A 21,941-nucleotide genomic window follows, 5' to 3' on the forward strand; every position below is an offset into this window, starting at 1 on the left:
GGCCCTAGGCGACCAAGCGGCTGATCACCACGGTGACTTCCGGTTTCTTGCCAATCTCCGATTGCGCGGTCTGGCGCACCGCCTTTTTCAGCGCCGTTTCCAGCTTGTCATCATCCATCATCGTCTTGCGGTCGGCGCGGCCGATGAATTGGCTCAGGTCTTCTTCCAGACAATCGACCAGCGGCGCGTTCGACGTTCCGGTTTCCGCCAGCCCGCGCAATTCGCACCACGGATCGCCCAAGGCTTCGTTGTCTTCGTCGAGGATCAACGTCACCAGAATATGCCCGTTCAGCGCCATCCGGATGCGATCGCGCACGATCCCGTCCATCGCGCCGATCTTGACCGACCCATCAAGATAGGTCCGCCCGGTTTCGACAAAGCCGCAGACCTTGGGCGCATGGCCGGTCAGGTCCAGCATGGTGCCGTTGACCGCGATGGTCGACGTATAACCGTTGCTTTGCGCCAGCTTGGCATGTTCGCGCAGATGCCGGTGTTCACCATGCATCGGAATGACCATTTCGGCATGGACCAGTTTGTGCATTTCGACCAGATCGGGGCGGTTGGCATGGCCCGATACGTGATAGCGCCCGGCGCTATCGTCGACCACATCGACGCCCATTTGCGAAAACTGGTTCATGATGCGGATCACGCCGCGTTCATTGCCGGGAATGGTTTTCGACGAAAACAGGAACAGATCGCCCTCTTTCAGAGTGATGCCGTTATATTTGCCATTGGCCAGTTGGGCGCTGGCCGCACGGCGTTCGCCCTGTGACCCGGTGACCAGCAGCATCAGGTTTTCACGCGGGATGCTGCGGGCATCTTCGACCGGCACCACCTTGGGGAAATCCGACAGCACGCCGGTGGTGATCGACGCTTCGATCATCCGCCGCATCGCCCGGCCCATCAGACAGATCGAACGACCGGCGCGTTCGCCAGCTTCGGCCAGGGTTTTGACCCGCGCCACGTTTGACGCAAAGGTCGTCGCCACCACCATGCCCGAGGCTTCTTCGACCAGCGCTTCGATTTCGCTGCCGATGCTGGATTCGGACCGGCCCGCCACCGGGGTGAACACGTTGGTGGAATCACAGATCAGCGCCTTGACCCCGTCCTTGGCCACCGATCCCCAAAGATCGGGATCATAGGCTTCGCCGACGATCGGCGATTTGTCGAGCTTGAAATCGCCGGTATGGATCACCCGCCCGGCGGGCGTGTCGATGACCAGCCCGGAACTTTCCGGGATCGAATGCGAAATCGGCAGGAAACCGACGCTGAACGGTCCGGCCTGTACCGTTTCGGGCCAGGCCGACGTGGTGCGCACCACCTTGTCGGACAGACCATATTCGGCCAGCTTGCCACGGGCGATATTGGCAGTGAAGGCACGGGCGTGGACCGGTGCGCCCAGCCGCTCATAGAGGTGACCCACCGCGCCGACATGGTCTTCATGCGCATGGGTGATGAAAATCGCTTCCAGCCGGTCCTTGCGTTGCTCCAGCCAGGAAATGTCGGGCATGATCAGATCCACCCCGGGCGATCCGTCCATATCCGGGAAGGTCACACCGAGATCGACCAGGATCAGCCGTTCCTTGTCTTCCGGCCCATAGCCGAAGACGTAACAATTCATTCCAATTTCCCCGGCGCCGCCGAGGGGGAGGTAGATCAGACGGTCACTGCTCATAGGTTGCCCTGGTCCTTGTTATATTTGTGGATCACGGTCAGGCCGTGCATGGTCAGGTCGTCTTCGATCACATCGAACAGCGGTTCACCAGTGGCAAAAAGCGGTGCCAGCCCGCCAGTGCCGACAACTTTCATCGGACGGGCGTATTCGGCCTTGATCCGGTCGGTGATCCCGTGGATCAGCCCGACATAGCCCCAGAAGATCCCCGACTGGATACAGGCGACGGTATTGGTGCCGATGACATGTTCGGGCTGGCTGATATCGACATGGGGCAGCGCCGCCGCGCCCTGGTGCAACGCCTCCAGGCTCAGGTTCACCCCCGGTGCGATCACCCCGCCGACATAGGCGCCGTCTTCGGCCACCACGTCGAAATTCGTCGCGGTGCCAAAATCGACGACAACCACGTCGCCGCCATGACGGTCAAAGGCCGCGACCGCGTTGGCCAACCGGTCCGGCCCGACCGCTGTGCCGGCATCCACCCGCGGCGGGATCGGTAGCAGGCAATCGGGTTTGCCCACCACCAAGGGCCGGCAGCCGAAGAACCGATCGCTGAAGACCCGCAGGTTGAACACCACCCGCGGCACTGTCGAGCTGATGATCACATCGCTGATATCGGCCTTGATGCCGTAATGGTTCACCAGCGTCGAATACCAGGTGAAATAGGCATCCGCCGTGCGCGCATGATGGGTCGAGGTGCGCAGGGTGCAGAGGAATTTTTCGCCATCCCAGACCGAAAAAACCGTGTTGGTGTTGCCACAATCGATAGCCAGAAGCATACCCGCCCCCTTCAGAAAAAAATCTCGGCCGCCGGGATCGCGACGCGGCCTTGGGCCGTGGATAGGACAAGATTGCCTGCCGCGTCCACTGTTTCAAATGTCCCGGTCTGTTCGTGACGCAGGGTCCGGGCGGTGATCACTTCGCCCAACCGGGCCGCGCGGTCAAGCCACAGGCGACGGATCGGGGCAAAGCCATAGCTGCAAAACTGCGCTTCAAGGCGAGCATAGGCCGGTGCCAGCAGGCCAAGAAAGTCTTCCGGGGGGATGGCGATCCCGGTTTCGCCCAGTAGCGACACTGGTCGCAGCGCCCCGGGTTCCACCGCGCCGGGATCGGGGGCGTTTTTCAGGTTCACGCCAATGCCGATGGCAATATGGCTGACCCCGCCGGAATGGCCGGAGCTTTCCAGCAGGATACCGGCCACCTTGCCGCCATTGAGCAAAACGTCATTGGGCCATTTCAACGCCAAGCCATCGCTGCGCCCGGTGGCGGCGGCGAAAGCATCGTACAAGGCCAACGCGGCCACGAAAGACCGCAGCGCCACCTGGTCGGGCGTTTCGGTCGGACGCATCACCAAAGTGGCGGCGAAATTACCCGCCGGATCGGCCCAGGCCCGGCCACGGCGGCCGCGCCCGGCGGTCTGTTCCAGCCCCAATATCCATTCCGGCCCGGCCAGATTTGGTGCGATCCGCGCCGCTTCGGCATTGGTGCTGTCGATTTGGGCCAGCACCCGCTTGCCATATCCTGACGGCCAGTCGTTCATTGCGCGTTCCTGTTTTTCATCGCTTCCGAAATGCTCCCGCCGGAGGCATCGCGCCCCCACCTGAGGCACCCCTTAAAATAAAGCGACGCGCCAAAGGCGCGTCACCATTTGATAAGCTACGGCAAGCCGGGGATCAGTTGACCAGCGTCGCCGCCGCCGCCGCCGCGATGCCTTCGACTCCGAACATGTTGACGATCCCCACGACCATCACCGCCGCCGAAGCCATCAGGAACCCCCACAGGATCGGCGACCGGGTCTTGTCCAGCGGTTCGGCTTCGGTTCCGAAATACATGTAGTAGACGATGCGCAGGTAATAGAACGCACCGATCACCGACGCGACCACGCCCAGCACCGCCAGCCAGATCAGGCCGGCATCATAAGCCGCTTTCACCACATAGAATTTGCCAAAGAACCCCAACATGGGCGGCACCCCGGCAAGCGAGAACAGCAGCACCAGCATCGCCAGCGCCTTGCCCGGCTCGGCCTTGGAATAAAGGTTCAGCGCCTTGATATCGGTGACCGGTGCGCCGTCTTTTTCCAGCGACATGATGAAGGCGAACGTCCCCACATTCATCGTCACATAGATCGCCATGTAGATCAGCAGCGCCTGCACGCCAAAGGCGGTGCCTGCGGCCAGCCCCATCAGCGCATAGCCCATATGGGCGATCGAGGAATAGGCCATCAGCCGCTTTAGATCGGTCTGCCCGATCGCCGCCACGGCGCCGACGAACATCGACAGCAGCGACAACAGCGCGATCACCTGGCTCCAGTCGGCGGTGACACCGCCGAAAGCGTCATGCAGCACCCGCGCCAGCAGCCCCATCGCGGCCATTTTCGGCGCGGTGGCGAAAAACGCGGTGACCGGGGTCGGTGAACCTTCGTAGACATCCGGTGTCCACATGTGGAACGGCACCGCCGACACCTTGAAGGCCAGCCCCGAGATCACGAAGATCAGGCCGAACAGCATCCCCAGCGAAGCATGACCGTCCGAGGCGGCTTCGATGATGCCGGAAAACAGCGTGGTGCCGGCAAAGCCATAGACCAGCGATGCACCATAGAGCAGCAGGCCGGAGGACAGCGCACCGAGCACGAAATATTTCAAACCGGCCTCGGTCGATTTGACGCTGTCGCGGCGGATCGCGGCGACGACGTAAAGCGCCAAGGATTGCAGTTCCAGCCCCATGTAAAGCGCCATCAGGTCACCGGCGGACACCATCACCATCATGCCGACCGCGGCCAGCGATATCAGGATCGGGTATTCGAACCGCAACATGTCTTTGCGCGCCATGTAATCCTGGCTCATCACCAGAACGGCCGCAGCGGACAGCAGGATCGTCACCTTGGCGAAACGGGCAAAGCCGTCATCGTTGAACATGCCGCCGAAAGCGACATGATCGCCCTGCCCGGTCAGCCCAATCAGCGCCGCCAGCAGCACCATCACCAAAGCGGTGGTCCAGGTCAGCAGCCCGGCCAGTTTGTCCTTGCCGGTATAGACCGCCGCCAGCAGTGCCAGCATCGCGTAGACCGCCAGCAGGATTTCGGGAAGGATAATGTTCAGATCTGCCTGGATCATCTCTCAGGGCTCCCGTTTTAATGCGATGCGGCGACTTGGGTCGCGTGAGACGCGTCCGCAAGAGCCAGGTCGTAATTGTGAACCAGCGCCTCAACCGAGGGGCCGATGATATCGGTGACAAGCGACGGATAGACGCCCAAGAGCAGGGTCATCGCCACCAGCGGGGCAAAGATGCCTTTTTCCCGTGGGCTCATGTCCTGAATGGTTTTCAGGCTTTCCTTGATCAAATCGCCGAACACCACCCGGCGATAAAGCCAGAGCGCATAGGACGCCGACAGGATCACGCCCGACGCGGCCACCATGGCGACCCAGGTATTGACCTGGAAAATCCCCATCAACACCAGGAATTCACCGATGAACCCGGAGGTCCCCGGCAGGCCGACATTGGCCATGGTGAAGAACATGAAGATCAGCGCATAGGCCGGCATCCGGTTCACCAGACCGCCATAGGCGTCGATGTCGCGGGTGTGCATCCGGTCATAGATTACCCCAACGCAGAGGAACAACGCGCCCGCGATGAAGCCGTGGCTGATCATCTGGAAAATCGCGCCGTCGACACCTTGCTGGTTGGCGGCGAAGATGCCGATGGTCACATAGCCCATATGGGCGACCGAGGAATAGGCGATCAGTTTCTTCATGTCTTCCTGAACCAGCGCCACCAGCGACGTATAGACGATGGCAATCGCCGAAATCCAGAATACCAGCGGCGTCAGAACCTCGGAACCGACAGGAAACATCGGCAACGAAAAGCGCAGGAACCCGTAGCCGCCCATTTTCAGCATGATCGACGCAAGAACCACCGACCCGGCGGTCGGGGCCTGCACGTGGGCATCGGGCAACCAGGTATGAAACGGCCACATCGGCATTTTCACCGCGAAGCTGGCGAAGAAGGCCAGGAACAGCATGGTTTGCAAACCGCCCACCACCTGAATGCCAAGGATGCTGAAACCTTCTGATCCGAACTGATGGTTCATCAAGGTCGGAATATCGGTGGTGCCTGCATCGGCATACATCGCCACCATCGCCACCAGCATCAGCACCGAGCCGAGGAAGGTATAGAGGAAGAACTTGAACGAGGCATAAATCCGGTTCTTGCCGCCCCAGATGCCGATGATCAGGAACATCGGGATCAGACCGCCTTCGAAGAACAGGTAGAACAGCACCAGATCCAGCGCCATGAAGACGCCCAGCATCAGCGTTTCCAGCAGCAGGAAGGCGATCATGTATTCCTTGACCCGCTTTTCAACGCCCCAGCTGGCCCAGATGGTCAGCGGCATGATGAAGGTGGTCAGCATCACGAACAGCACCGAAATGCCATCGACCCCCATCTTGTATTTCAAGCCCATTAGCCATTCGTGTTCTTCGACATATTGGAAGCCGGTGTTGGACGGGTCGAATTCCGCCAGGATGAACAGCGACACCAAGAAGGTGACAACGGTTGCAATCAGCGCCAACCATTTGGCGTTTCGTTGCGCGGCCGCATCTTCGCCGCGCAGGAAGATGGCGAGGATCGCCGCCGCCAGCGCAGGCAGGAAGGTGACCAGAGAGAGCAGACTGTCGTTCATTAGTGCGCTCCTCCGCTGAGCGTCATCCAGGTGATCAGGACAACGATGCCGATCACCATGGCAAAGGCATAGGTGAAGATGTATCCGGATTGCGCCCGGCCCGCGAGGCGGGTGAAGAAGGGAATGATCCCCATCGCCACGCCGTTGATGGTGCCGTCGATGACGTTGCCGTCACCGCGTTTCCAGAAGAAGCGGCCGACCGCCTTGGCGGGCTGCACGAAGAGGAAATCGTAGATCTCGTCGAAATACCACTTGTTCAGAAGGAAGCGGTACAGCACCGGGTTGGCCTCGGCAATTCTCTGGGGAAGATTGCCTTGGTGAATACGAACTTTCAGGCCCGCGAAGTATACAGTGCCGTCGCTTACATACATTATCCATGCCACCACGAAACCCAGCACCATCGCGACGAACGGGCTGACCTTGACCCAGGTGGGCGCGTGGTGCGCGTCGTCCATCACGTGGTTGTCGGGATGCATGAAGATCGCCCCCTGCGGCGCCATGCCGTGATCGGCTGCGGCATGCGTGTCCGCTTCGGCCGGGGCCGCCTCGCCATGGGTTTCGGCGGTTGCGTGTTCGTCTGTCGCTGCGGCGTCGCCGTGGCCCTCGGCCGCGGCTTCGGCATGCACCGGGATGCCGAAGAAGGCGTTGACCCTGTTATGGTCGCCGAAGAACGACCCGTACCAGATCATCCCCGAGAACACCGCGCCAAGCGCCAGCACGCCCAGCGGCACCAGCATCACCTTGGGGCTTTCATGCGCGTGTTCGTGGGTGTGCTTGTTGCCGCGCGCCTCGCCGTAGAAGGTCAGGAACATCAGCCGCCAGCTGTAGAAGCTGGTGAACAGCGCCGCGATGACCAGCATCCAGAAGGCATAGCCGCCATCGGTGCCCGCCCAGGCGCTTTCGATCACCGCGTCCTTCGACAGGAACCCGGCGAACCCGATATGGGTCAGCGGGATGCCGACGCCGGTGATGGCCAGCGTGCCCAGCATCATCGCCCAGAACGTATAGGGCAGTTTCTTGCGCAGGTTGCCGTAATTCCGCATGTCCTGTTCGTGGTGCATGCCGTGGATCACCGACCCCGCGCCGAGGAACAGCATCGCCTTGAAGAAGGCGTGCGTCAGCAGGTGGAACATCGCCACCGAATAGACGCCAACACCGGCGGCGACGAACATGTAGCCAAGCTGCGACATGGTCGAATAGGCAATCACCCGTTTGATGTCGTTCTGCACCAGCCCGATGGTGGCGGCGACGAATGCCGTCGTGGCACCGAGGAAGGTGATGAAGGCGGTTGCTTCGGGCGCGTATTCCATCAGCGGCGACATCCGGCAGACCAGGAACACCCCGGCAGTCACCATGGTTGCCGCGTGGATCAGGGCCGACACCGGGGTCGGGCCTTCCATCGCGTCGGGCAACCAAGTGTGCAGGAACAGTTGCGCCGATTTGCCCATCGCGCCAACGAACAGCAAGAAAGCCAGCAGGTTGGCGGCGTTCCAGTCGGTCCACAGGAAGCTGATCTGAGTTTCGGCCAGTTGCGGCGCGGCGGCGAAGACATCGTCGAAGCGGATGCTGTCGGTCAACAAGAACAACCCGAGCATCCCCAGAATGAAGCCGAAATCACCGACCCGGTTGACCACGAACGCCTTGATCGCGGCAGCGTTGGCGCTTGGTTTCTTATAATAGAAGCCGATCAGCAGGTAGGAGGCGACCCCCACCCCTTCCCAGCCGAAGAACATCTGGACCAGGTTGTCGGCGGTCACCAGCATCAGCATGGCGAAGGTGAAGAAGGACAGGTAAGCGAAGAACCGCGCCTTGTAGCTTTCGCCTTCGGACCAGTTATCGTCATGCGCCATGTAGCCGAGGCTGTAGAGATGCACCAAAGCCGACACCGTGGTCACCACGATCAGCATGATCGAGGTCAGACGGTCCAACCGGATCGACCATTCGGCGCTCAGGCTGCCCGATTGCACGTAATCAAGGATATGGATGTGTTTCACCACAGCCGGATCATGGGTCAGGAACACCACCCATGACAGCAGGCAGGCCAGAAACAGCAACCCGGTGGTAAGATATTGTGCGCCCTTTTCGGAAATGACGCGCCAGCCGAAACCGGCGATCAGTGCGCCAGCAAGCGGGGCGAAAAGAATGATCGTTTCCATCTGGCTCAGCCTTTCATCACGTTGACGTCTTCGACGTCGATGGTGCCGCGGTTTCGGAAGAAGCAGACCAGGATCGCCAGACCGATGGCAGCCTCGGCGGCGGCCACGGTCAGCACGAAGAGCGTGAAGACCTGACCGACCAGATCGCCAAGGAAGCTGGAAAAGGCGACGAGGTTGATATTCACCGCCAGCAACATCAGTTCGATCGACATCAGCAGGATGATAATGTTCTTCCGGTTCAGAAAGAGACCGAAGATGCCGATGACGAACAGCGCGGCGGCCACCGTCAGGTAATGTTCAATTCCTATCATGTCTGTCCCTCCGGGCCTGTGCCCGTCTTTTGTCTGGGGCCAAGGCCCCGTTTATTCCAGTTCGCCATTGCGACGCGACCGCCACCAGCGCAGCGCGACCCAACCGAGCCCCGCCTTTACAATCCAGATCGCAGCGATTGCCGCTGCCCCGACCGACCCAATGGCCGCTTTGGCCTGGACGATCAGATCAATCATCATTCCGCCAGTCCGAGGCTGGCGAGTCGGGCCGGGGTCACAACCCCTGCCCCGGTTTCACGTCCTTCAATTCCATCGCCTTGGCCGGATCGCGCCACATTTGATGCAGCACGTTCTGGCGCTTGATATTGCTGCGATGGCGCAGCGTCAGCACAATCGCGCCGATCATCGCCACCAGCAGGATCAACCCGGCCAGTTGGAACAAAAGGAAGTATTTGTCATAGATCAGCTGCCCCAGGGCGGCGGTGTTTTCCACCCCTTCGGGCGTGACCGCAGCGCGCGCATCAGCGGCGTGTTCCGCGTAATCCCAAGCGCCGTAAGCCATGGCGAATTGCATCAGCAAGACCACCCCGATCAGCAGCGCCAAGGGAAGGTATTTCGCCATTTCCGCCTTCAGTTCGGCGAAATCGACATCCAGCATCATCACCACGAACAGGAACAGCACCATGACCGCCCCGACATAGACAATGATCAAAAGCATGGCGACGAATTCCGCCCCCAGCAACACGAACAGCCCCGCCGAAGACAGGAAGGCCAGGATCAGCCACAGCACCGAATGCACCGGATTGCGGCTGATCACAGTGAACAGCCCCCCGGCGATGGCGCAGATCGCGAACAGATAGAATGCCAGCGCTGCAATCGTCATGTTTCTTTATCCTCTTTATCGTCCATGACCTCTTTGGCCAGTTCCATGCCCTTGGTCATGGCGGGTATACCGGCAAACATCGACATCTGTGCGATGGTTTCGGCGATTTCATCCTTGCTGGCCCCGGCTTCGAGTGCGTGGCGCACCGTCATCCGGAACCCGGTATCATTTTGCGCCCCCTGCATGGTCAACCCCGCCAAGGTCAGCAGCAGCCGGGTTTTCGCATCCAGCCCGTCCTTGCTGATGCCCTTGCCGAAGGCCATTTCCATCATGTCCTTGGGCATGGTCGGCCACAGCGTTTCGAACCCTTTTGGCGAAAAGGATTCAAGCGCCGGGTTCATGGCTTTCGCCATCGCCTGGGCCTGCTTCATCATCAGCTCGAAAGGGTTGCTGGGATCGGTCATCGGTACGGGGCATCCAGTTCCAGGTTACGGGCAATTTCGCCTTCCCAGCGGTCGCCGTTTTCCAACAATTTTGCCTTGTCGTAAAACAGTTCTTCGCGGGTTTCGGTGGCGAATTCGAAATTCGGACCTTCGACAATCGCATCCACCGGGCAGGCTTCCTGACAGAAGCCGCAATAGATGCATTTGGTCATGTCGATGTCATAACGGGTGGTGCGGCGGCTGCCATCGTCGCGCGGTTCGGCATCGATGGTGATCGCCTGCGCCGGGCAAATCGCTTCGCACAGTTTGCACGCGATGCAGCGTTCTTCGCCGTTGGGATAGCGGCGTAGCGCGTGTTCCCCGCGGAACCGCGGGGAAAGCGGGCCCTTTTCATGCGGGTAGTTCAGCGTCACCTTGGGGGCAAAGAAGTATTTCAGCCCCAGCCGGAAACCTTTGACGAAATCCGCCAGCAGGAAATATTTGGCCGCGCGGCCGTAATCGATCTGAGTCATCTTGTTTACTCCGCTCCAGACAGGACTTGGAGGCCGTTGGTCCAGTTGTCTAAGTTCGCCAAATCCTCAAGGATTTTATCGTTTACGCCTTCAAGCTTTTTACCTTCTACAGCAACTTTGATGGCATCATCTAAAGTCTCGTGGTGTCCCAGATTTTCATTTTGTTCTGTCAGCAAGAAGCGGCCATCATGTCGCCAAATAGTAAAATCCAGATCATTCCGGGCGTAGGAGTAGAATTTAGTGAATGAGGTCATTTAATCAGCCCCCAATCGCCCAGCGGGCATAGGCGCCGCCGAAAGCTTCGAATTTTGCAAGGAACGCCACGATCACGACCCAGACCAGCGACATCGGCAGGAATACTTTCCAACCGATCCGCATCAGTTGGTCGTAGCGGTACCGCGGGGTGATCGCCTTGACCATCGAGAAGATGAAGAAAGCGAAAAGCATCTTGCCCATCATCCACAGGATGCCATCAGGCAGGCCCGGGATCGGCGACAGCCAGCCGCCGAAGAACAGCAGCGACACCAGCGCGCACATCAGCACCACCGCCACCAGTTCGCCGATCATGAACAGCAGGAACGGGGTCGAGCTGTATTCGACCTGATAGCCGGCGACCAGTTCGCTTTCGGCTTCGGGCAGGTCAAACGGTGGACGGTTGGTTTCGGCCAGCGCCGAGATGAAGAACAAGAACAACATCGGGAAATGCGGCAGCCAGTACCAGCTGAACAGCCCGTAAGCCCCATCCTGTGCCCGCACGATGTCGCCGAAATTCATCGATCCGGTAGAAATGATCACGCCGATGATGATCAACCCGATCGAGACTTCGTAAGAAATCATCTGAGCGGCAGAGCGCAGGCTGCCCAGGAACGGGTATTTCGAGTTCGACGCCCAGCCGCCCATGATCACGCCGTAGACTTCCAACGAGGAAATCGCGAAGACGTAAAGAATGGCGACATTGATATCGCTGATCACCCACCCATCGTTGAACGGGATCACCGCCCAAGCGATCAGCGCCATCACGAGGCTGATCATCGGGGCCAGCAGGAATACCACCTTGTCGGCCCCGGCGGGAAAGACGACTTCTTTCACGATGTATTTCAGGAAGTCGGCGAAGCTTTGCAGCAGACCGAAGACGCCCACCACGTTGGGTCCGCGGCGCATCTGCACCGCAGCCCAGATTTTCCGGTCGGCATACATCAGGAAGGCCAGCGCCACCAACAGCGGGATGACGAGCAGGAAAACCTGTCCGATGATCACCAGCGCCATGCCTAGATATGTGTTCGCAAAGAAATCTGCCATTTGGTCCTCACACCATCGGTATTCCGTTTTCCGCGCAATGCGCGACGACGACTTCGGCGTCTATCGTCTTGGATCCGCGGGGCAGCGAGGGCGAGATGGTATAGATCGCATCTGCGCGCCACAGGCCGCCTGTTTCATCGACATTCGTGCGCAAGTGGCGCGCGAAGCCATATCCCCGGATCAGCGTATATTGCGCAGCTGCGCATTGTGCATAATCCGCTACATCTTCACCCGAACGGGCACCGGTCATTTCCACCACGAAGCCGACCAGATCGCCTTCGAGAAGCCGCGTATCGACACCCTTGTAATCGGGGCGGAACGCCTGCCTCTCCGGTTGCGCTTCGACGCAACCGGCGATCGGCAGCGCCGCCAGAAGGGATATGATCGCGGCCCGCTGCATCACTCGGCGGCCACCGGGGTTTCGCCGCGCGCTTTGCTGTTGGCCGAAAGTTCCGCCATCAACTGGCTGGCCCGTGCAATCGGGTTGGTCAGGTAGAAGTCCTTGATCGCTTCGCCAAAGGCGGCCGGTTTCAGCTTGGTCACTTCCAGCGGTTGCCAGTCGTTTTCGATCACCTGGTCGATCTTCTTAAGATGCGGCACTTCGGCGACGAGCGCCTGACGCAGCTGGGCCAGGCTGTCATAGCCAAGCGTTGCGTCCAGTTCGGCCGACAAGGCCCGCAGGATCGCCCAGTTTTCCTTGGCTTCGCCCGGTGCGAACCCGGCACGCAGGGCCAGTTGCGGGCGGCCTTCGGTATTGACGAACAGACCGTTTTCTTCGGTATAGGCCGCGCCCGGCAGGATCACGTCGGCGCGGTGTGCGCCGCGGTCGCCATGGCTGCCTTGATAGATCACGAAGGGGCCTTCGGCGATATCGATTTCGTCGGCACCAAGGTTATAGACCACGTCTGCCCCGTCCAGCGCAGCGGTCATGCCGCCTTGGGTCACGGCCCCAAGATCCATTGCGCCAACGCGGGAGGCCGCAGTGTGCAGCACCAGCATCTTGCCGCCCAATTTTTCGGTCAGCTGCATTGCCTTGCCCAGAACCGCCGCACCGTCGCCTTCGGTGATGGCGCCCTGCCCGACGATCACAAGCGCGCCTTCGGTTGCTTCGACCGTGTCGGCCAGATCGTTCAGCGGTTTGCGGCCCGGACCATGCCATTCGTAATCATAGGTCAGATCCATGCCTTCGGTGCCGAACACATGCACGTTGGCCCCGTTGATCCACGCCTTGCGCAGGCGGGCGTTCAGAACCGGGGCTTCATTGCGCGGATTCGACCCGATCAGGTAGATTTCCTTGGCCGCGTCGATGTCTGCAATCGCGGCGGTGCCGACATAGGCCGACCGGTTGCCGTCTGGCAACACAGCACCGTTAGTGCGGCATTCGATCGACCCGTCGAGCGTTTCGACCAGTTGTTTCAGCGCGAACACGGCTTCGACCGGGGCCAGATCGCCGACCAGAGCGGCGACTTTTTTACCCTTCATCGCGGCGGCGGCGGTGGCGAGGGCTTCGCCCCAGCTGGCTTTGCGCAGCTTGCCGTTTTCACGGATATAGGGCGTATCCAGACGTTGCCGGCGCAGACCGTCCCAGACGAAACGGGTCTTGTCGGAAATCCATTCTTCGTTCACGCCATCGTGGTTGCGCGGCAGGATGCGCATGACTTCGCGGCCCTTGGTATCGACCCGGATGTTCGATCCAAGCGCATCCATCACGTCGATGGTTTCGGTCTTGGTCAATTCCCAAGGCCGGGCGGTGAAGGCATAGGGTTTGCTGACCAGCGCGCCCACCGGGCACAGGTCGATGATGTTGCCCTGCATGTTGCTGTCGAGCGTTTCACCCAGATAAGAGGTGATTTCGCTGTCTTCGCCGCGCCCGGTCTGGCCCATCTGGGTGATGCCGGCGACTTCAGAAGTGAAGCGCACGCAGCGGGTGCAGGAAATACAGCGGGTCATGTGGGTTTCAACCAGCGGGCCCAGATTCAGATCGTCCGCCGCCCGTTTCGGTTCGCGGTAGCGCGAAAAATCGACGCCGTAGGCCATTGCCTGATCCTGCAGGTCGCATTCGCCGCCCTGATCGCAGATCGGGCAATCCAGCGGATGGTTGATCAGCAGGAATTCCATCACCCCTTCGCGGGCTTTCTTGACCATCGGTGAATTGGTTTTCACCACCGGCGGCTGACCTTCGGGACCAGGGCGCAGATCGCGCACCTGCATCGCGCAGCTTGCTGCCGGTTTCGGCGGACCGCCGACCACTTCGACAAGACACATCCGGCAGTTGCCGGCGATCGACAGGCGTTCATGGTAACAGAAGCGCGGGATTTCCACCCCGGCCTGTTCACAAGCCTGAATCAGGGTCATTGCCCCTTCGACTTCGATCTCCTGGTCATCGATGACGATCTTGCGTAGGTCCGACATCTGGCCTCACTTTGCTTTCAACAGGACACCGATTTGGCTGTTTCGTGCAATTTCGGCATGGCCGAGAGTACACAGATCGCCGGTATCGGCGGGGTTCAACCCCATGGATTTTACATAGGCTTCGCCGCGGTTCCGCATGCGGGCCTTTTCTTCATCGCTTTTGACGTAATCGTTGATTTCCGCATCGCTGTAACCCATCGCCTTGGCGGTTTTCTTCAGCGAATTGAGAAACAACAGCCCTTTGAGGGTGCGCGGTTTGATTTCGTCGCATTGGTCGCTGATTTCGAGGGCCAGAGCCACCCACAGCATATTGTCGTCGATTTTCGGAACATCGCGCAACGCCGCCTTGGCGCTGGCGGCACAGCCCATCCCAATGGTTAGTACGGCGGCGGTGGTGAGGGTCGAAATCATACGCATGTCACATCTCCTTGGATCACAGCGGAACGCTGTGACGAGATGCGGTCACACCCGGCTGTTATGCAATAACAGCCGGGGTAACGCGTTGATATGACCGAAAAACCGTTCATCCAGAACACCGTCCCGATAAATGCAGCGTGTCTTCGATGATGGTCAGCTTATCCGCGTCGGCGTCCGGGCCTGCGGCCCAGTCGACTTCGGAATTGCCGAAATTTCTGACGCAATATTTGGTCGCTTCATAGCGGCCTGCTTCGCGCGCCGGGTCCAGCCCCAAACCGACCGGGGCGACGGTGACGGTAAAGGACAAAGGGTCATCCTTGTCGGCGCTGAGCTGGGATTTGAAATAGACCCCGTCAAAGGCCACGCGGTTATTGGCGCCCTGGATTTTATCCCGAACGCCGCAACCGGCCAACAGCCCTGCTGTCAGAAGAAGGATGAAAGCGCCCCGCATGCCCCGTTACTCCGCCGCCATCGCGCCGGTGCGGCCGGTTTTCTGCGCCTTGATGCGGTCCTCGATTTCTTCGCGGAAATTGCGGATCAGGCCCTGGATCGGCCAGGCCGCCGCGTCGCCGAGGGCGCAGATTGTGTGGCCTTCGACCTGCTTGGTCACATCCCACAGCATGTCGATTTCTTCCGGCTCGGCTTCGCCCTTCACCAGGCGGTCCATCACCCGCATCATCCAGCCGGTGCCTTCGCGGCAGGGGGTACATTGACCGCAGCTTTCGTGCTTGTAGAATTTGCTGAGCCGCCAGATCGCTTTGACGATGTCGGTGGATTTGTCCATCACGATCACCGCTGCGGTGCCAAGGCCGGAGCCGAGTTCGCCGCGCAGGTAATCGAAATCCATGATCGCGTCGCGCATGTTTTCACCGCGCACGCAAGGCACCGACGACCCGCCGGGGATCACCGCCAGCAGGTTGTCCCAGCCGCCGCGGATGCCGCCGCAATGCTTTTCGATCAGTTCCTCGAACCCGATCGACATCGCTTCTTCGACGACGCAGGGATTGTTGACGTGGCCCGAGATCGCGAACAGCTTGGTGCCCGCGTTGTTGGGACGGCCGAAACCAGCGAACCATTCTGGGCCACGGCGCAGGATGGTCGGCACGACGGCGATGGATTCAACGTTGTTTACCGTGGTCGGGCAGCCGTACAGACCGGCACCGGCCGGGAATGGCGGTTTCATCCGCGGCATGCCCTTCTTGCCTTCGAGGCTTTCGAGCAGCGCAGTTTCTTCGCCGCAGATATAGGCCCCTGCCCCGTGATGCAGGTAGAGATCGAAATCCCAGCCCGACCCGGCGGCGTTCGGCCCCAGCAGACCGGCGTCGTAGGCTTCGTCGATGGCGGCCTGCAATGCTTCGCGTTCGCGGATATATTCGCCGCGAATGTAGATATAGGCGGCATGGGCATTCATCGCGAAAGACGCGATCAGCGCGCCTTCGATCAGCGTGTGCGGATCGTGGCGCATGATTTCGCGGTCTTTGCAGGTGCCCGGTTCGGATTCGTCGGCGTTGATCACCAGATAGGCCGGACGGCCATCGCTTTCCTTCGGCATGAAGGACCATTTCAGGCCGGTCGGGAAGCCCGCGCCGCCACGACCGCGCAGACCCGATGCCTTCATCTGGTCCACGACCCAGTCGCGGCCCTTTTGGATGATGCCAGCGGTGCCATCCCAATGTCCACGTGCCTTTGCCCCCGCCAGATTGCGGTCATGCATCCCGTAGATATTGGTGAAGATACGGTCCTGGTCCTTCAGCATGCGTGCTACCTTTGTGCATCCTGGCGCAGACGCCAGAGTTGATAGATGTTGACGATCGCCCAGATAAACGCGGCAATCACACCGAGATAGATCAGCATCTCGTAGCGGATTGCCAAGCCGAGGCTTTGCACGATCCAAGGCGCAAAGACCGTAAGCAGACCCGCCCCGGCGATCACCGCCGCGATGATCCGCCCTTTTCGGGCCATTGCCTTGTCACGCTCGTCGTTCATCGTTTTCCGTCACATTTGCCCCCGCGCCCGGCGCGGCGGCCCTCAATCGTACAGTTTGTCTTTTTTCGCCCGTTTGGCGAAATCAGTTTCTTCGCCGGCGGCAAGCTGTTTGGCTTGCTCGATCCAGCCGTCGCGTTCAATCCGACCCTTGAATGTCAGCCGGTTGTCGACCCAAGCCACTTCGGCCGGTCCCCAGGCTGCGATCTGGTCGAAATGGTAGAAGCCAAGATCATTCAGGGTCTGTTCCAGCTTGGGACCGACGCCTTTGAGCATCTTGAGATCATCCGCCCCACCCGCGCGGGCGGCAGTCAAAACCTCCGGCGCGGTTTCTTCCACCGTATCAGCGGCGGGGGCCGCTTTGGCGGCGGGTTTTGCGGCGGCTGGGGTCGCAGCCGGTTTCGCCGCCGGGGCCTTGGCCTTGGGGGCCGGTTTGGCGGTCGGCGGAACGGTGGCCGTTTTCGACGCTGCCACGTCGACGGCATCCTTGCCCTTCATCCACGGGGTCAGGATCGGCACTTCGGTTCCATCGATCCGCTTGACCGTGTCGCCCAGATCGACCGCGCGTTGGGCCGAGGCGTTATACTGGGTCTTGCCGCTGTCGAAATCTTTCAGCGAGGTCAGGCCGGATTTGGGTTCCGAGGAAAAACGACCGTTCTGCGGTCCCGGCACCGGCACCTTGCCAGCGCTGAGTTCGTCGAGGATTTCGGCGAAGCGGTCCGTGGTCAGGTCTTCGTAATAGTCCTTGCCGATCTGCACCATCGGCGCGTTGGCGCAGGCGCCAAGGCATTCTACTTCTTCCCAGGTGAATTTGCCATCCGCCGACAGGGTGAACGGCTTGTCCGCGATCTTGTCCTTGCAAACATCGATCAGCTTTTCCGCGCCGCAGATCATGCACGACGTGGTGCCGCAGACCTGAACATGGGCGATCGAGCCGGTCGGGGTCAGTTGGAACATGAAGTAGAACGAGGCCACTTCGAACGCGCGGATATGGGCCATGCCCAGCATATCGGCGACATATTCGATGGCGGGCCGGGTCAGCCAGCCTTCTTGTTCCTGGGCACGCCACAAGAGCGGAATAACCGCCGATTGCGCCCGGCCAGCGGGATATTTGGTGATCTGCGCCTCGGCCCATTTCAGGTTTTCGGGCAGGAAAGCAAAGCTTTCGGGCTGATCGTGATAGAGACGGCGTAGCATCAGGCACAGGCTCCGAGTGTCAATTCAATTCCGGTCATCAGCGGTCAATCTCCCCGAACACGACATCCATGGTGCCGATGATGGCGGCGATGTCGGCCAGTTGGTGGCCGGTGCTGACGTGATCCATCGCCTGCAAATGCAGGAAGCCCGGCGCGCGCAGCTTGGCGCGGTAGGGTTTGTTGGACCCGTCCGATTTGATGTAGACGCCGAATTCGCCCTTGGGCGCTTCGACGGCGGCGTAAACTTCGCCCGCAGGCACATGGAAGCCTTCGGTGTAAAGTTTGAAGTGATGGATCAGGGCTTCCATCGATTGCTTCATCTCGGCGCGTTTCGGCGGTGTCAGTTTGCCCCGCGCCAGCACGTCACCGGGAGTTTCGCGCAGTTTCACGATGGCCTGACGGATGATGCTGGTCGATTGCCGCATTTCTTCCATCCGCACCAGATAGCGATCATAACAATCGCCATTCTTGCCAACGGGGATCTGGAAATCGAATTCGTCATAGCATTCGTAAGGCTGCGACCGGCGCAAATCCCAAGCCAGCCCCGAGCCGCGCACCATCACGCCGGAAAAGCCCCATTCGAGGATATCTTCTTCGGTCACGATGCCGATATCGGCGTTACGCTGCTTGAAAATGCGGTTTTCGCTCAGCAACCCGTCGATATCGTCGAGAACCGCAGGGAATTCCAGCGCCCATTCTTCGATATCGTCAAGCAGTTCATTGGTCAGATCCTGATGCACACCGCCGGGACGGAAATAGGCCGCGTGCAGACGCGCGCCACAGGCCCGTTCATAGAAGATCATCAGCTTTTCGCGTTCTTCGAAGCCCCAGAGAGGCGGCGTCAGCGCACCGACATCCATCGCCTGCGTGGTGACGTTGAGCAGATGGTTCAACACCCGGCCGATTTCACTGTACAGAACCCGGATCAGGCTGGCGCGGCGCGGCACTTCCACCCCGGTCAGTTTTTCGATCGCCAAGCACCAGGCATGTTCCTGATTCATCGGCGCCACGTAATCGAGGCGGTCCAGATAAGGCAGGTTTTGCAGGTAGGTGCGGCTTTCCATCAGCTTTTCGGTGCCACGGTGCAGCAGGCCGATATGCGGATCGCAGCGTTCGACGATTTCGCCGTCCAGTTCCAGCACAAGGCGCAGCACGCCGTGGGCCGCCGGGTGCTGCGGGCCGAAGTTGATGTTGAAATTGCGGATTTTCTGTTCGCCTTGCAGCGCGTCGACGCTGCCGTCGTCAAATTTGGAGCCGTCCATCATTTCGCCCCCTTCACTTTGGGCGCACGCGCCAAGGCACGAGCCTGTTCAACCTTGGCGGTCAGCATGCCGAGACCGGCAATGAGCAGCGTCAGGGTCAGGATGAATGCGAGTTTCATTTCGCCTCTCCTTTCTCGTCGCCGGGCAGGATGTAATTGGCCCCTTCCCAAGGCGACATGAAGTCGAACTGGCGGTATTCCTGCACCAGCTTCACCGGTTCATAGACCACACGCTTGAGTTCTTCGTCATAGCGCACTTCGGTATAGCCGGTGGTCGGGAAATCCTTGCGCAGCGGATGACCGCGAAAGCCGTAATCGGTCAACAGGCGGCGCAGATCGGGGTGGCCCGAGAACAGGATGCCGAACATGTCGAACACTTCGCGTTCGAACCAGTTGGCCGAAGGATGCACGTCGATGATCGAGGGCACCATGTCTTCTTCGCGGACCGACACCCGCAGGCGGATGCGGTGGTTCTGATACATCGACAGGAAATGATAGACCACGTCGAACCGCTTGGCCCGTTCGGGGTAATCGACGGCGGTGATATCCACCAGCGACGAAAATTTGCAGTTCGAGTCGGTTTTCAGGAAGTCGACGAAATCGACGATATTGGCCAGGGCCACGTCGATATTCAGCTCGCCATACGCGATATCCCAGCCAATTACGCAATCGGGCCGCTTCAGCTCGATATGGGTGGCCAGTTCGGTCAAGGCTTCGGTCATAATCTCTGTCCCTCCCGCGTCAGCGCACGATGGTGCCGGTGCGGCGGATTTTGCGTTGCAACTGCATGATGCCATACATCAGCGCTTCGGCGGTGGGCGGGCAGCCGGGCACGTAGACATCGACCGGCACCACGCGGTCACAACCGCGCACGACCGAATAGCTGTAATGGTAATAGCCGCCACCATTGGCGCAGGACCCCATCGAGATCACGTAGCGCGGTTCCGGCATCTGGTCATAGACCTTGCGCAGCGCGGGGGCCATTTTGTTGGTCAGCGTGCCGGCAACGATCATCAGGTCGGATTGGCGCGGGCTGGCGCGTGGCGCGGTGCCGTAGCGTTCCAGATCGTAGCGCGGCATCGAGGTGTGCATCATTTCGACCGCACAACACGCCAGACCAAAAGTCATCCAGTGCAGCGACCCGGTGCGGCCCCAATTGACGATGTCTTCGACCGTGGTCAGCAGGAACCCTTTGTCCTGCAATTCGCGGTTCAGCTCCTGCGTGGCGACCTCGCGGTCGGCCCCGGCAGTATTGGCCCCGGCCATCACTCCCATTCCAGCGCCCCTTTCTTCCACTCATAGGCAAAGCCTGCGGTCAGCACGCCGAGGAAAACGATCATCGACCAGAAACCGACCATCGAGAGATCCTTGAACGCGACAGCCCAAGGAAACAGCATGGCGATTTCGAGATCGAAAATAATGAACAGGATCGAGACCAGATAGAACCGGACATCGAATTTCATCCGCGCGTCGTCAAAGGCGTTGAAACCGCATTCGTAAGCCGACACCTTTTCGGGGTCCGGATTGCGAACAGCAATAACAATGGCGGCGAGGATCAGGACAAGGCCAAGTACAATCGCAATGGCCAGAAAGACGAGGATGGGAAGGTATTCCCTCAGCATCTCTTCCACGGTGGCTCCTTTCATGCGCGGATGGGCGCAGTCAGTAGGCTGCTTTAGCTAGGCAGGGTTTACTCCTGCCCCTTGGCAGGGTCAACCGAACCGGGGACACATTCAAATAAATGAAGATGATGCATTTTTCCCGGTATACAACTGCACACGCAGCCTTTCCCATGCTGTCACGCAGCAAAGATATTCAGTTTTTTTTACGTTACGCCGAATTTCCGTCTGCTGGCATGGAAAAGCCGCCCTCCGGGGCGGCAGCGATTCTTTTTCAATGGCGGGGCAAGCGTTCGCGGCCAAAGGATTAAAGAACGGGCAAACGGCGCCCGATAGGGGCGCCGTTGGTGATTTCAAAAGAACAGATTCGCGCGGCACAATCCGGCTGAACGGTCAGGCCGGTCAGCCCTGCCAGCCGGGTTTGCGTTTATCGAAGAACGCGCCGATCCCTTCGGGGGCTTCGGTCCCTTCCCAGCAAGCGGCCAGTTCGGACGCGGTGTGTTGAATAACGTCTTCGTCGATGCGCGGCCCCAGCGTGCGCAGCAGCGCCTTGGCGCGGGCCACGGCCCCCGGGGCGCAGTCCAGATAGGGGGCGATTTCGGCCTCGACGGCGGCCTCCAGATCTTCGGCTGGCACCGATTTGGCCAGCAGGCCCAGGTCGACCGCTTCGGCGGCATCGAAACGACGGCCCGACATGAACACCCGGCGCGCCCGGGCTTCGCCCATCCGGGCGCAGACATAGGGCCCGATGGTGGCCGGGATCAGGCCCAGCCGGGTTTCGGTCAGCGCCATCGTTACCTGGTCGCTGCCAATGGCGATATCGCAGACGCTGGCCATGCCGACGCCGCCGCCAAAGGCATTGCCCTGCAGTCGCCCGATCAGCGGTTTCGGCAAGGTGTTGAGCGCCTGCAACATGCGGGCAAGCTTGGTCGCTTCGACCATCCGGGTTTCACGATCAGCGTCGAATTGGCTGCGCATCCAGCCCAGATCGCCGCCAGCGCAGAAGGTTTTGCCCTTTGCGGCCAACACCACGACGCGCACGCTGTCATCCGCCGCCAAGGCATCGGCCCCGGCGTGAATTTCGGCGATCATCTGCGCCGACATCGCGTTGTGTTTTTCCGCCCGGTCCAGCCACAGGGTGGCAACGCCACGCGCGTCGGTCCCGATCTCGATAGTGTCGTACATCCTGTCCTCCTCCGGC

At 60.2% G+C, this 21,941-nt stretch carries 25 protein-coding genes; all 25 read right to left on the minus strand.

The annotated features are described in order from the left end of the window. Window positions 1-4 precede the first annotated feature (4 nt). Window positions 5-1,675: a ribonuclease J gene (locus tag TG4357_RS13440; protein WP_058263408.1), complete on the minus strand. Its 1,671-nt coding sequence runs from the start codon at window positions 1,673-1,675 to the stop codon at window positions 5-7. Beyond that, window positions 1,672-2,451 (minus strand): type III pantothenate kinase, encoded by a 780-nt coding sequence (locus TG4357_RS13445; RefSeq protein WP_058263409.1) that lies wholly within the window; start codon window positions 2,449-2,451, stop codon window positions 1,672-1,674. The genes TG4357_RS13440 and TG4357_RS13445 overlap by 4 nt, the downstream gene beginning before the upstream one ends. A gap of 11 nt (window positions 2,452-2,462) precedes the next feature. Then, window positions 2,463-3,212 (minus strand): biotin--[acetyl-CoA-carboxylase] ligase, encoded by a 750-nt coding sequence (locus TG4357_RS13450; protein WP_058263410.1) that lies wholly within the window; start codon window positions 3,210-3,212, stop codon window positions 2,463-2,465. A 133-nt stretch (window positions 3,213-3,345) separates the two neighbouring features. After that, window positions 3,346-4,785 carry an NADH-quinone oxidoreductase subunit NuoN gene (gene nuoN / locus TG4357_RS13455; protein WP_058263411.1) on the minus strand — a complete coding sequence of 480 codons (1,440 nt, stop codon included), beginning with the start codon at window positions 4,783-4,785 and terminating at the stop codon, window positions 3,346-3,348. A gap of 17 nt (window positions 4,786-4,802) precedes the next feature. After that, a complete protein-coding gene (locus TG4357_RS13460; RefSeq protein WP_058263412.1) occupies window positions 4,803-6,350 on the minus strand; it encodes an NADH-quinone oxidoreductase subunit M in 1,548 nt (515 codons plus the stop codon). Then, window positions 6,350-8,506, minus strand: coding sequence for an NADH-quinone oxidoreductase subunit L (gene nuoL, locus TG4357_RS13465; RefSeq protein ID WP_058263413.1), 2,157 nt, complete (start codon window positions 8,504-8,506; stop codon window positions 6,350-6,352). The genes TG4357_RS13460 and nuoL overlap by 1 nt, the downstream gene beginning before the upstream one ends. A 5-nt stretch (window positions 8,507-8,511) precedes the next feature. Continuing rightward, window positions 8,512-8,817, minus strand: a complete 306-nt coding sequence (nuoK, locus tag TG4357_RS13470) for an NADH-quinone oxidoreductase subunit NuoK (RefSeq protein ID WP_058263414.1) — start codon at window positions 8,815-8,817, stop codon at window positions 8,512-8,514. Window positions 8,818-8,868: 51 nt separating this feature from the next. Next, entirely contained in the window at window positions 8,869-9,015 is a 147-nt protein-coding gene (locus tag TG4357_RS19550; protein WP_158509080.1) for a hypothetical protein, read from the minus strand. Between the two features lie 34 nt (window positions 9,016-9,049). Then, window positions 9,050-9,658, minus strand: a complete 609-nt coding sequence (locus TG4357_RS13475; protein WP_058263415.1) for an NADH-quinone oxidoreductase subunit J — start codon at window positions 9,656-9,658, stop codon at window positions 9,050-9,052. Then, window positions 9,655-10,062: a carboxymuconolactone decarboxylase family protein gene (locus TG4357_RS13480; protein ID WP_058263416.1), complete on the minus strand. Its 408-nt coding sequence runs from the start codon at window positions 10,060-10,062 to the stop codon at window positions 9,655-9,657. Before TG4357_RS13480 ends, TG4357_RS13475 begins: the two co-directional genes overlap by 4 nt. Next, window positions 10,059-10,553, minus strand: coding sequence for an NADH-quinone oxidoreductase subunit NuoI (nuoI, locus tag TG4357_RS13485; protein WP_058263417.1), 495 nt, complete (start codon window positions 10,551-10,553; stop codon window positions 10,059-10,061). Before nuoI ends, TG4357_RS13480 begins: the two co-directional genes overlap by 4 nt. 5 nt (window positions 10,554-10,558) lie before the next feature. Then, window positions 10,559-10,807 carry a hypothetical protein gene (locus TG4357_RS13490; protein WP_058263418.1) on the minus strand — a complete coding sequence of 83 codons (249 nt, stop codon included), beginning with the start codon at window positions 10,805-10,807 and terminating at the stop codon, window positions 10,559-10,561. Window positions 10,808-10,811: 4 nt separating this feature from the next. Beyond that, complete coding sequence (nuoH, locus tag TG4357_RS13495) at window positions 10,812-11,852, minus strand: NADH-quinone oxidoreductase subunit NuoH (protein WP_058263419.1); 1,041 nt, start codon at window positions 11,850-11,852, stop codon at window positions 10,812-10,814. 7 nt (window positions 11,853-11,859) lie between these two features. Then, on the minus strand, window positions 11,860-12,252 hold the full coding sequence (locus tag TG4357_RS13500) for a YNQ4 family lipoprotein (protein ID WP_058263420.1): 393 nt from the start codon (window positions 12,250-12,252) through the stop codon (window positions 11,860-11,862). Beyond that, on the minus strand, window positions 12,252-14,264 hold the full coding sequence (gene nuoG, locus TG4357_RS13505) for an NADH-quinone oxidoreductase subunit NuoG (RefSeq protein ID WP_058263421.1): 2,013 nt from the start codon (window positions 14,262-14,264) through the stop codon (window positions 12,252-12,254). The genes TG4357_RS13500 and nuoG overlap by 1 nt, the downstream gene beginning before the upstream one ends. A 6-nt stretch (window positions 14,265-14,270) precedes the next feature. Beyond that, on the minus strand, window positions 14,271-14,681 hold the full coding sequence (locus TG4357_RS13510; protein WP_058263422.1) for a DUF5333 domain-containing protein: 411 nt from the start codon (window positions 14,679-14,681) through the stop codon (window positions 14,271-14,273). A 106-nt stretch (window positions 14,682-14,787) separates the two neighbouring features. Continuing rightward, the gene (locus TG4357_RS13515; RefSeq protein ID WP_058263423.1) at window positions 14,788-15,132 is read right to left on the minus strand and encodes a hypothetical protein; all 345 of its coding nucleotides are present in this window, start codon (window positions 15,130-15,132) and stop codon (window positions 14,788-14,790) included. Between the two features lie 6 nt (window positions 15,133-15,138). Continuing rightward, window positions 15,139-16,437 (minus strand): NADH-quinone oxidoreductase subunit NuoF, encoded by a 1,299-nt coding sequence (gene nuoF, locus TG4357_RS13520; protein WP_058263424.1) that lies wholly within the window; start codon window positions 16,435-16,437, stop codon window positions 15,139-15,141. 5 nt (window positions 16,438-16,442) lie between these two features. Next, complete coding sequence (locus tag TG4357_RS13525) at window positions 16,443-16,667, minus strand: DUF5337 domain-containing protein (protein WP_058263425.1); 225 nt, start codon at window positions 16,665-16,667, stop codon at window positions 16,443-16,445. Between the two features lie 42 nt (window positions 16,668-16,709). Continuing rightward, window positions 16,710-17,861 (minus strand): NADH-quinone oxidoreductase subunit E, encoded by a 1,152-nt coding sequence (locus tag TG4357_RS13530; RefSeq protein WP_058263426.1) that lies wholly within the window; start codon window positions 17,859-17,861, stop codon window positions 16,710-16,712. A 37-nt stretch (window positions 17,862-17,898) separates the two neighbouring features. After that, window positions 17,899-19,122, minus strand: a complete 1,224-nt coding sequence (locus TG4357_RS13535) for an NADH-quinone oxidoreductase subunit D (RefSeq protein WP_175473930.1) — start codon at window positions 19,120-19,122, stop codon at window positions 17,899-17,901. Between the two features lie 115 nt (window positions 19,123-19,237). Continuing rightward, on the minus strand, window positions 19,238-19,843 hold the full coding sequence (locus TG4357_RS13540; RefSeq protein WP_058263428.1) for an NADH-quinone oxidoreductase subunit C: 606 nt from the start codon (window positions 19,841-19,843) through the stop codon (window positions 19,238-19,240). 19 nt (window positions 19,844-19,862) lie between these two features. After that, the gene (locus tag TG4357_RS13545; protein WP_175473928.1) at window positions 19,863-20,396 is read right to left on the minus strand and encodes a NuoB/complex I 20 kDa subunit family protein; all 534 of its coding nucleotides are present in this window, start codon (window positions 20,394-20,396) and stop codon (window positions 19,863-19,865) included. Next, window positions 20,387-20,752, minus strand: coding sequence for an NADH-quinone oxidoreductase subunit A (locus TG4357_RS13550; protein ID WP_058263430.1), 366 nt, complete (start codon window positions 20,750-20,752; stop codon window positions 20,387-20,389). The genes TG4357_RS13545 and TG4357_RS13550 overlap by 10 nt, the downstream gene beginning before the upstream one ends. A gap of 390 nt (window positions 20,753-21,142) precedes the next feature. Next, the gene (locus tag TG4357_RS13560; protein WP_058263432.1) at window positions 21,143-21,925 is read right to left on the minus strand and encodes a crotonase/enoyl-CoA hydratase family protein; all 783 of its coding nucleotides are present in this window, start codon (window positions 21,923-21,925) and stop codon (window positions 21,143-21,145) included. Between the last annotated feature and the right edge of the window lie 16 nt (window positions 21,926-21,941).

The sequence above is a fragment of the Thalassovita gelatinovora genome (assembly GCF_001458355.1).
GTDB classification, from domain to species: Bacteria; Pseudomonadota; Alphaproteobacteria; order Rhodobacterales; family Rhodobacteraceae; genus Thalassobius; species Thalassobius gelatinovorus.